This is a genomic window from Halomonas garicola, assembly GCF_031935715.1.
Lineage (GTDB): Bacteria > Pseudomonadota > Gammaproteobacteria > Pseudomonadales > Halomonadaceae > Vreelandella > Vreelandella garicola.
Genome location: NZ_JASSZF010000050.1, coordinates 1 through 10,363 on the forward strand (window position 1 = coordinate 1; position 10,363 = coordinate 10,363).

A 10,363-nucleotide genomic window follows, 5' to 3' on the forward strand; every position below is an offset into this window, starting at 1 on the left:
GGCCTGATCTCGGTACTCGATACGGTAAGAGGGCTTAGCCGTTCTTCATGAACCGCCGTATACCGAACGGTACGTACGGTGGTGTGGGAGGGCGCCGGGGGTAACCCCGGCCCCTACCCAATTAAAACGACGAATAGCCAACCAGCTGCGCTGTCAGCAGGAGGAAAAATCCCATGCACAAGAAACCGCTCGCTGTATTCGCCGTTGCTACTATGCTGGCAGCCGGTGGCGCCATGGCCCATCAGAGCGACACTCGGTCTTCAAACAGCCCACAGCGCTACGGCCACGACAGCCAGCACCGCCACCACGATAGCTACCGCGATGACAGCCGGCACGGGCAGCACCATCACCGTGGGCAAGGTCGCGACGACAATCGGTACGAACACCATCGCCGGCATGGTCAGGAAAATCGCCGTGGCGATCGGCAAAGACACCATCGTGACCATCATCGGCAAGAGAACCATCATCAGCACAGGCACCACCGCGACAGCTATCGGTACGACCGCGACTGACGACGGCTCTCTTCATGCGCATTTCCTATTTTTCACTTCCTTGACACTTCAGCGCCCCTAACCTATTAGTTAAAAAGGGAATCGCTGATAGGCGATGGAAGGCTTTGTGAAGGAATCGGGCACGTCTGATTCGGTTTTCATGGCCGATGAGGCGCTGCTGACACTCAAGGAGAAAAACCATGTTAAAAGTTCAGGCATGCATTTTTAGCTTACTGCTGGTGTCGGGGGCTGCGCTTGCGCAGGAGGGCGACAAGGCGCCAGAGAATGACCCGGCACAGGCAGAGCAAGCCGAGGCTCAGCAGTCAAACGCCGATGCTGAAGGCATGAATCAGGAGCAGAAGAGCAAGGAAAAGAAAAAGGCAGAAGAGGATCAGGCTGAAGAGAATCAGGCAGATCAGTCGTCTGCCGATAGCACGGCCTCCAGCGACATGTTCATGGCCAAGCAAGCCGAAGACCAGATTCGCTCGGATCAACTGGTTGGCAGTAATATCGTTAACGCCTCCGATGACAAGATCGGCTCCATTTCCGACCTGATTATGGACCAGGAAGGCCAGGTCGTCGGGATCGTCGTTGGCGTGGGCGGCTTTCTGGGCATGGGAGAAAAGCAGGTTGCCCTTTCCTGGGACGCCGTCGAAATTGCCCCGGCTGAAGACGATGCCAGCTATCAGGTAAAGACCTCAATCGACAAGGAAGATCTCGATAACGCCGAGCCCTACAAGACAGAAGAAAAGCAGCAGCAAGAACAGCAGGAACAGAAGCAGAAAGAACAACAGCAGCAGCAGACCCAGGATCCCGCGCAGGAATAAGCACGAAACGTAAGCACAAAACGTAAGTACAAAACGTAAGTACAAGCAGCTAACGAGAGCTCCCATGGCCCCCAATGTCACGATGGCACTTGGGGGCCATGTTTCATGACCTCCCTAATCGTTTTATGAGCAGGAGGCTTGATGACGTGCGTGGTCTACCTCTTTCCCGATTGACGGGCTTTATCTTCTGGCTACTGCTGACGGTGCCTTGGGCCGCCGGCTGCGCTACGCAGTTTCCGGTACCTGCCAATCCTGACGCCATCGCTTCTGAAGCCACCGCTGAAGCGATCCGGACGCGCTATGAAACCGCCCTAACCGAGCTGCCCCAAAGCAAGCAGCGCCACTACGCCCAGCGGCTTTATCGCACCACCGGAGACGAGCGCTACCTGCCCCTTAACCGCGCCTACGGCCGGCGCCTGATCAAAAAGCTCCGTGAAGAAACCGCAGCGCTGAAAACACCCGGCTATGCCGAACGCCGGGCGCGCGAAGCGATAGCCGACTACCCGACAAGCAGCGAAAAGAAGCAGCGCCGCAAGCGCATGCTCGCCCGGTGGGGTGAGGTCATTTACGCCAAGAGCCTGGCATTTGACCTGGTGCAGGCCAAAACCTACGGTTTGCTGAACGAACACGACCTGCCCGAGTATCAGCAGGCGCTGGCCTACCTGGAAAGCGTCGATTTCCATTCATTTTTGCTCAATGCCGACGTCGTGGCCGTCTACGCCGCCCAGGTCGCCAACCTGACGTACTACCTCTACGACCTGGGCATTGCCGACTGGCGCGCCGAGGTCACGACGGCGTTTCGTGAACAGTATCCGCCGGCTCAGGACGCCGCGCTATCCCGGGCCGAATACCGCAACAAGATCTACGGCATGACCCACTTCGTCATTGCCGCCAGCGGCTACTACCAAAAGCCGGTGGAAGCCGAGGCGTTTCACTGGGCACTAAACGAGTTTGCCGCCGGTCTGGATCCCATCCTCGCGCGCACCAAGGAGGATATCTACACCGAAGTCGGCATCAGCTTCCTGCTCGCCGGCCAAACCGAGCACCCGGCGGTTACGCGCCTGCGCACGGCGCTGCTGCAGGCTTACAACCCCGCCGCCCGCATGATCCCCGCCGAAGACGGCGATACTGATCTCGTCCGGGGCGAGCACCGCAACGTGCTGGCCATCATGCTGCTGGATTGGCCGGATAGCCTGTACCCCGGGCCGGTGCTTCAAAACTTGAAACCTCCTGGTTTCATAGAATAATTGCAGCACTTTGAATCACAGACGTGCATGGATTTGGCTCGTTAATGAAGCTCCTGAGCCATGAATCCTCCTCAGATAGCAGCTCATGTTATAAACCACTATCTCCTGAGATCAGGTATCGATCCCACGGCAGCTTCAGTTCAGGTATTTATGGAACCCAAATATGAAATTTCAATCCGCTCCCTCAAGCAGGTAATAGCCGCCAGAAAGCCCATCGATTAATAGTTTAATTTTATCATAGCCGGGCAGCTCAGCATCGATGCGCCATAGTGGCTTGAGTATATTTTTTTGGTCAACCAATCGCATATCACTGCGGCGGCGTAGTCGCCCTCGCTGCACTTGCATAGCCTGGCGTCTAGCGGTGTGTTCTAAAGTTGAGATGTCAAAAAGTGCTGGAGGGCAAATAATATTAGCTGGAGCTTGAGATAGTGGCGCTGCTTCAAGCGAAGCGCTGACGCCGTGGCAGCGGTCGACCAAACAAAATAGTAATTCGGTATAATGCATTGACCAGTTTCGGTATTCCCATGAGAACTGGAACAAAGCGTAGGGAAAACCAACCGGCTTGATCGATAGAATACTTAGCTCTTTCTGTAATTTCTCAGCACAATATACGGCTTCTTCCTGTGAAAACGATGGGCTTATCCATAGTGGATTCTTTTCTAATAGCAGTTGAAATTCCATAGCCTTCATTATATTAAAGTTAATGGTGAAAAATGCCGACAAAATATGCCGGCAAAAATTATTTAGGTCAATGACATGGCTTCGTGTGCCATAGTGAAATCTTGGTTGGCTCGCAGTCCCTTCGGAAGAGGACGTAACTCAGCGGTCTCCTCCATTGCATGAAGGATATGTTCCGGCACCGGATGGCTACGCTGAGTGACCAAACTGACGGCAATCATTGTCAGACTAGAGAGCACCACTCCAACTAACATAGGATGCATTTCAGTAGGTCCATCAAGACCGAGATATTGCCATAAGAAGGATATGCTTCCTCCTACCACAATCGATGCTAGTGCCCCTGGCGTATTAGCTTTACGCCACCATACTGCTCCCACATAGGCAGGCAGGAAAGCGCTGCCCAAGACCGAAGTGGCGAATATTACGATGGCAAATACCGCTGGCGGTTCGATAAGTGCTGCAAGAATGCCACCTATCCCAATTGCTAGCACGATCAAGCGAGAAACATTAACCATTTGTTTCTCTCCCATGTTCGGGTTGATAAATCGCTCATAAAGATCACGTGCCGCAATCGAGCCAGTCTGCAGCAAGATAGAGTCTGCAGTTGACATAATCGCTGCCATAATCGCTGCCATAACGATGCCTACTACTGCCGATGGTAGTAATGTGCTAGCCATCGTGAAGATAGCTTGTTCTGGATCATCTAAATTAGGCAAAATTATTATTGCTAAAATACCAAGTAAGTAAGGAGAGCTTACAAACATTATATTCCATATTGTAGAATATACACCCGCTCGCCTAGCGGTGTTAGGATTTTTCATCGCCATATGGCGTGTCACTACATGCGGCCAACCCATATAACCAATTGAGAAAATCAATACAGCACCTATGACCATTCCCCATTGCCCTTCATACAATAAATCGCGGCCCCATACCGATAATAATGTTGGATCTATCTCTGCCAAAGTTTCGTTGGCAGCAGTTAAACCACCGACATTCTGCAGCGCCGCAATCAGCACCCACATGATTCCAACTAGCATAATAATGCTCTGCACCATGTCCGTATAAGCCACCGCACTGTAACCACCCATAAGGGTATAGGCAATAATCACAGTCACAGCTATAATTAAAGATGCTTCATAGGGTAATCCTGTAACGAGTTCGAGTCCCTTTCCGCCAGCAATAAATTGAGCCAAAACGTAGAAAGATAAGAAAAATATCGATAAAAAAGCGCCCACCAATCGAACCCACTTTGAGGGATAACGCTTCTCTAGATACTCAATGGAAGTTAAAGCCCCCATTATCTGTGATAGCTTACGCATACGTCGACCAATAACAGAAAGGTTGACTACACCACCTCCAATATCGCCGGCCGCATACCAAAATCCATAGTAGCCTTGAGTATACCCAAGCGATCCAGCCCCCAGAAACATATATCCACTCATTGATGTAGTCTGCATTGTCATGGCCGTAACTAAAGGCCCCACATTACGACCACCGAGGTAATAACCTTCCATACTCTGTCCAGCACCTCGTCGCATAGACCACAGGCCAATCGCAATCATTGCTAAAAAATACAAACCAAGAAAGAAGAGAACCGTCATATTCATGTTGCACTTCCTTAATTTTTTGCTATTGTTTTAATTAAAAATATTACACTGCATGAACAATCTTAACATGGTGTACTTCAGTTATTTATTTCTCATTTCTAGAGGTAGGCCAGTCGCGGGTCATCCAAAGAAACCCGAGTGTATAGAGTATCCAAAACATAGGAATACCTAGGACTAAGAAGGTGGTAGCAGTGGGTAACCCAAACATGGTTTACTCCTATATTTCTATATTTTTATAATAATTAATAGCAATTAATAAACTGCTATACAATGAGCGCCATAAGGCGCTCATTATTCAGCTTATGTTATTCAGCTACCGCTAGAAGGAAAGTTAAACTCGGCGTGAGCCTTCTCGAACGGCGCCGCCCAGCGCTGGGAGACAGCCTTGCGCCGCGTATAGAAGCGCACCGCATCGGGACCATAGGCATGCAAATCGCCAAACAACGAACGCTTCCAACCGCCGAAACTGTGATAGGCCACCGGCACAGGCAGCGGCACGTTGATGCCGACCATGCCGACCTCAATCCGGTCGGCAAAACGGCGCGCCGCTTCACCGTCGCGAGTGAACAGACAGGTACCGTTGCCGTATTCGTGAGCATTGGTCAGTTCGATCGCCTCGTCCAGGTCCTCTACCCGCACTACGCACAGCACTGGGCCGAAGATCTCCTCCTGATAAATGCGCATCTCCGGCGTCACACGATCGAACAGGGTGCCGCCGATGAAGAACCCATCTTCATGGCCGGAAACGCTTAACCCGCGCCCGTCGGCCAAGAGCTCGGCGCCGGCACGAACTCCCTCCTCGATATAGCCCGTGACCTTCTCGCGATGCTCACTTGTGACCAGCGGTCCCATGTCTAGTCCCTTATTAGTTCCGGGACCAATCTTGAGCTCAGCAATCTTGGGCTGCATTGCCTCTATAAGCCGATCGGCGGTCTCGTCGCCTACACATACGGCCACCGAAATCGCCATACAGCGCTCGCCGGCGCTGCCGTAGGCAGCTCCCATCAGGGTGGTGGCAGCGTTGTCGATATCAGCATCCGGCAACACCACGGCGTGATTCTTGGCGCCCCCCAGCGCCTGTACCCGCTTGCCGTTGGCGCAGCCGCGCGCGTAGAGGCTTTCGGCGATGGGGGTGGAGCCGACGAAGGAGATCGCCTTGACGGCGGGCGCGTCGAGCAGCGCTTCCACCGCTTCGCGATCGCCGTGTACCACGTTCATCACACCCTTGGGAGCGCCGGCCTCTTCCAGCAGTTCAGCGATCGCCATTGACGAGCTCGGGTCCTTCTCCGAGGGTTTCAGAATGAAGGTGTTACCGCAGGCGATCGCCATGGGGTACATCCACAACGGCACCATGGCCGGGAAGTTAAACGGCGTGATACCGGCGACTACGCCCAACGGCTGAAAATTGGACCAGGCATCGATATTGGGTCCCGCATTGTGGGAGTACTCACCCTTGATCAGCTCGGGTACACCGCAAGCGTATTCGACGTTCTCGATGCCGCGCCTGAGTTCACCCATGGCATCTTCCACGGTCTTGCCATGCTCTTCGCTGATCAGCTGCACCAGGCGATCGGCATGGGTATCTAGCAGCTGTTTGAAGCGAAACATCACCTGGGCACGCTTGGCCGGCGGCGTATCGCGCCAGGCCGGAAAGGCGGCCTCAGCGGCCGCCACGGCCTGTTCCACGGTAGCACTATCGGCGCAGGATAATTGACGAATCGTCTGTCCGGTCGCCGGGTTGGCCACTTCGAGGGTGCGGCGGCTGGTGAGCCGCTCGCCGCCGATCATATGCGTAACCTGTTCCATCGTTGTCTCCTGTGTGGTGTCTTAAATCAGTCCAATCGATCCAGCGTCGTGGCGACCGCGTCAAACAGCCGCTCGAGCTCTTCGGGAGTCGACGCAAACGGCGGACCGAACTGCAGGGTGTCGCCGCCAAAGCGCACGTAGAAGCCGGCCTCCCATAGCGCCAGGTGGGCATCCCGGGGGCGAATCGTCGGATCGCCGTCGCGAGGTGCCAGCTGGATGGCTCCGGCCAGACCGTAGTTACGGATATCAACGATATGCTGATGGCCCTTCAGCGCATGCAGCTTCTCTTCAAAGGTGGGGGCAATCGCGCGCACCTGGGCGGGGAAGTCTTCACGTTCGAACAGCTCAAGCGCTGCCAGCCCGGCGGCACAGCCTACCGGGTGGCCGCTGTAGGTATAGCCGTGGGAGAACTCGATGGCATGACTCGGCCCGTCAGCGTGCATGAAAGTGTCGAATATCTCGTTCGAGGCAATTACCGCGCCCATCGGCACTGCACCGTTGGTCATCTGCTTGGCTACCGTCATGATATCCGGCGTGACCCCGAAGGCCTCGGCACCGGTGCGCGCACCACAGCGGCCAAAGGCAGTGATAACCTCATCGAAGATGAGCAGGATATCGTGGGCATCGCAAATCTCACGAAGCCGCTCAAGATAACCCTTGGGGGGCACAAGCACTCCGGCCGAACCGGACATGGGTTCGACAATCACTGCCGCAATGCTTGAGGCGTCGTGCAGTGCGATCTGATCAAGCAACGCATCGGCGAGCTCCGCACCAGTCTCGGCCTGGCCGCGGGTGAACGCCAGCTGCGGCTGAAGCGTATGCGGCAAGTGGGTCACATCCATCAGCTGGCCGTAGTGCTTGCGGTTGCTGCCGATGCCGCCGAGGCTGGTACCACCGATATTAACGCCGTGATATCCCTTGGCGCGGCCGATCAGCCGAGTTTTTTCAGGCCTGCCCTTGAGTCGCCAATAAGCCTTGGCCATCTTTGCCGAGGTATCCGCGGCCCCCGACCCAGAGTCGGTGAAGAAGACGTGGTCAAGCCCTTTCGGGGTCAGGCTCGCCATCTTTTCCGCCAGCTGGAAGGCTAACGGATGGCCGACCTGGAAGCCCGGCGCATAGTCCAGACTACCAAGCTGGGCGGCTACCGCCTGCTGGATTTCGCTGCGATTATGGCCAGCGCCGGAACACCAGAGCCCCGACAGCGAATCAAACAGCTTCCGACCCTGGTCATCAATGAAGTAGCGGCCTTCGGCGCCCTTGATCACCCGGGGATTAGCATGAAAATCGCGATGGCTGCTGAAGGGCATCCAGAAGTGCCGGTTGAGCGCCATCGACGGCTGAATGCCGAACCTGTGCTGCGCCTGAATCGCGACCTGGTCTGTCTGCTGAGTCTGAAACATGGACTAAGATCTCCTTTCGTATCTTGCATAATATTTAGCTTGGCTCAGGCCTTACGCAAGAGAAAGGTCTTTTCTGTCACGTTAACGTCAACATTTATTGACGTAACTTAGCTTACCTCGCCGGGTTTCCGCTGGCGCCTTGCTTGCCGATTATGCGGTCTATGCTCCAAGGACTGAGTGTCAGTTAAGACGCTGGTAGAGCCGAGGGCCAACGCTGAGAGATCAAGTAAGGTATTCAAACGACCAAGAGAAAATACGGACTTGGAGAGTTACAAGTTAGGCGCTGAGGAAGCTAGCATCGCCAAATCACCTTATCCCGGCTTATTCATGAGGCCGGCCCGAAAACGAAGATAGCGGATGGTATTCTCTTGTAAATTCAGTGTGTTCCGCCAAGAATCTGAACCAAGAGAGCCATCCGCTATGGGTGAAAGCCTATCCACCTGGACGCCCTCATGCAACGGCGCTGTCCGTGTTGAGCTGAGCGGCCAGCGCACTACCAGCGACAGCGGCGCTCTGCTGTTGCGTGAGGCCCTCGACAACAGCGGCGTGATTGAGGCGCTGGAAGACAATCTGGTCGATCGACGCCACCCGCTGCGCATCCTTCATTCGCTGGCCAGCCAGTTGCGTACCCTGGTGCTGCAGCGTGCGATGGGCTGGATCGACCTCAGCGATACCGACACGCTGCGCCGTGATCCGCTCTGGCAGCTGGCCTGCAGCGATGCGCGCGGGACAACGCCCCTGGCCCAGGACCGGCCCTCTCAAGCCACGCTGTCGCGGCTGCTGACCTGCCTCGGGCGCTGCGACAATATCGATGCCGTGCACGAAGGCCTGCTGCGACTGGTGATCTGGCGCCTGACCGCGCTGAAGAACGGCGAGCGCCCCAAGCAGCTGACGCTGGACATCGACGGCCTGCCGATCGAGGTCCACGGCCACCAGGGCGGCTCGGCCTATCATGGCCTGTACGGCGCGCGGATCTATTCACCGCTGGTCGCCTCGCTGGCAGAAACCGGCGACATGGTGGGCGGCCTACTGCGCGAGGGCAACGCCGGCCCGGCCGAGAACGCCGACACCTGGATCCCGCATCTGGTGCGGCGACTCAACGAGAGCACCGGCGCCCAGGTTCGGGTGCGCATCGACGCCGGTTTCACCGACAACGCGACGCTGGAGGCCCTGGAAGAGTGCGACATCGAGTACCTGGGCCGACTGCGCAGTCACTCCGGCCTGCAGAAACTGGCGGCACCGCACCTGAAGCGGCCACCCGGCCGGCCACCCGAGCAGCCTCGCGAGTGGTGCCACGATCTGGAGTATCAAGCGGGCTCTTGGTCGGCACCGCGTCGCGTGGTGCTGGTGGTGCAGGAACGCCCCGATGACCTGCTGCTGCATGCCTTCTTCCTGGTCACCAACCTCGGCAAGTTCGACTGGCCGCCGGAGAAGGTCCTGGCGCTCTACCGCAAGCGCGGCAGCGCCGAGGCGCACATGGGCGAGGTGAAGTCGGCGCTCGACGTGCACCTCTCGTCGACCGATCGCGGCGCCTCCACCGTTCAGGACGTGATGGCACGCAACGAGGTGAGCCTGCTGCTCAGCCTCTACGCCTACCAGGTCCTGCATGGCCTGCGCTGCCTGCTGGAGCGGCAGACCCGGCAAGGCTGGAGCCTCAGCCGGATGCGCGAGCAGGTGCTGAAGGTCGCCGCCACGCTGAGACTGCACGCTCGGCGAATCACCGTTCATCTGGGTGCCGCCGCCGACAAGTGGTGGCCGACGCTGCTGAAGGGGTTGCCGAAGCTGACCGCACTGAGCTGACGCTCCTGCGAGACCACCACAGCATCAGAAAGCGAGCGACCGGAGCGGCGGTAGGCGATCACGGCTGCTTGGACGGCCGCCATTGATTCCAAAGAGCTATAAGTAAGTAGGAAAAGGGCTGCGTTCTGGCATTACTCAACAGCCACTCGCGCTGAAGAGGCGAATCCTGATAAGCAATGCCAACAGCCAGTACCTTCAGACCGCTCAATCAGCGCCCTCGTGAATAAGGCGGGCTTATTGCTGTTGCCCCATGCTTTGCTGGTGGGGATTTGGCAGGCGAGGCAGCAACAAGCCCTGATGGCAATACATGAGCATACGCTGCAATAGCACATCTTCTAAGTGCCTAGGCAAATATTTTCATGCATAATGTCGGTATAATATCTGAGGAATCCCCATGAAATGGGTAATAAAATCAGCATGATAGGATTGAAAAAGCCTGCATGAGTCATGCATGTTGTGAGTTACGACACACAACAACATGCGAAGGAGACCCATGCAGGCCCC

The 10,363-nt window shown here is 56.0% G+C and carries 8 protein-coding genes; 3 read left to right on the top strand and 5 right to left on the bottom strand.

What is annotated here, in order from left to right:
- Positions 1-260: 260 nt before the first annotated feature.
- On the bottom strand, positions 261-473 hold the full coding sequence (locus RS027_RS12965; RefSeq protein WP_311957611.1) for a hypothetical protein: 213 nt from the start codon (positions 471-473) through the stop codon (positions 261-263).
- 218 nt (positions 474-691) lie between these two features.
- Between RS027_RS12965 and RS027_RS12970 the strand changes: the two genes are divergently transcribed.
- Positions 692-1,318 (top strand): PRC-barrel domain-containing protein, encoded by a 627-nt coding sequence (locus RS027_RS12970; protein ID WP_311957612.1) that lies wholly within the window; start codon positions 692-694, stop codon positions 1,316-1,318.
- A gap of 146 nt (positions 1,319-1,464) precedes the next feature.
- Positions 1,465-2,565, top strand: coding sequence for a DUF3541 domain-containing protein (locus RS027_RS12975; RefSeq protein WP_311957613.1), 1,101 nt, complete (start codon positions 1,465-1,467; stop codon positions 2,563-2,565).
- A gap of 171 nt (positions 2,566-2,736) precedes the next feature.
- On the opposite strand, the gene RS027_RS12980 is transcribed toward RS027_RS12975, so the two are convergent.
- The 4 genes from RS027_RS12980 to aptA all read right to left on the bottom strand — a co-directional run bounded on the left by RS027_RS12980 (position 2,737) and on the right by aptA (position 7,990).
- Positions 2,737-3,246 carry a hypothetical protein gene (locus RS027_RS12980; protein ID WP_311957614.1) on the bottom strand — a complete coding sequence of 170 codons (510 nt, stop codon included), beginning with the start codon at positions 3,244-3,246 and terminating at the stop codon, positions 2,737-2,739.
- A 62-nt stretch (positions 3,247-3,308) separates the two neighbouring features.
- Complete coding sequence (locus tag RS027_RS12985; protein WP_311957615.1) at positions 3,309-4,853, bottom strand: sodium/proline symporter; 1,545 nt, start codon at positions 4,851-4,853, stop codon at positions 3,309-3,311.
- Positions 4,854-5,162: 309 nt separating this feature from the next.
- Positions 5,163-6,659, bottom strand: coding sequence for a CoA-acylating methylmalonate-semialdehyde dehydrogenase (locus tag RS027_RS12990; RefSeq protein ID WP_311957618.1), 1,497 nt, complete (start codon positions 6,657-6,659; stop codon positions 5,163-5,165).
- A gap of 26 nt (positions 6,660-6,685) precedes the next feature.
- Complete coding sequence (gene aptA / locus RS027_RS12995) at positions 6,686-7,990, bottom strand: omega-aminotransferase AptA (protein ID WP_311957620.1); 1,305 nt, start codon at positions 7,988-7,990, stop codon at positions 6,686-6,688.
- A 489-nt stretch (positions 7,991-8,479) separates the two neighbouring features.
- Here aptA and RS027_RS13000 point away from each other — a divergent pair, with 489 nt between their 5' ends.
- On the top strand, positions 8,480-9,859 hold the full coding sequence (locus tag RS027_RS13000; RefSeq protein ID WP_399590022.1) for an IS1380 family transposase: 1,380 nt from the start codon (positions 8,480-8,482) through the stop codon (positions 9,857-9,859).
- Positions 9,860-10,363: the final 504 nt, after the last annotated feature.

Coding starts and splice junctions, on each gene's coding strand:
- RS027_RS12970 (WP_311957612.1), top strand. CDS start 692: ATGTTAAAAGTTCAGGCATGCATTTTTAGCTTACTGCTGGTGTCGGGG.
- RS027_RS12980 (WP_311957614.1), bottom strand. CDS start 3,246: ATGGAATTTCAACTGCTATTAGAAAAGAATCCACTATGGATAAGCCCA.
- RS027_RS12985 (WP_311957615.1), bottom strand. CDS start 4,853: ATGAATATGACGGTTCTCTTCTTTCTTGGTTTGTATTTTTTAGCAATG.
- RS027_RS13000 (WP_399590022.1), top strand. CDS start 8,480: ATGGGTGAAAGCCTATCCACCTGGACGCCCTCATGCAACGGCGCTGTC.
- RS027_RS12990 (WP_311957618.1), bottom strand. CDS start 6,659: ATGGAACAGGTTACGCATATGATCGGCGGCGAGCGGCTCACCAGCCGC.
- aptA (WP_311957620.1), bottom strand. CDS start 7,990: ATGGCGCTCAACCGGCACTTCTGGATGCCCTTCAGCAGCCATCGCGAT.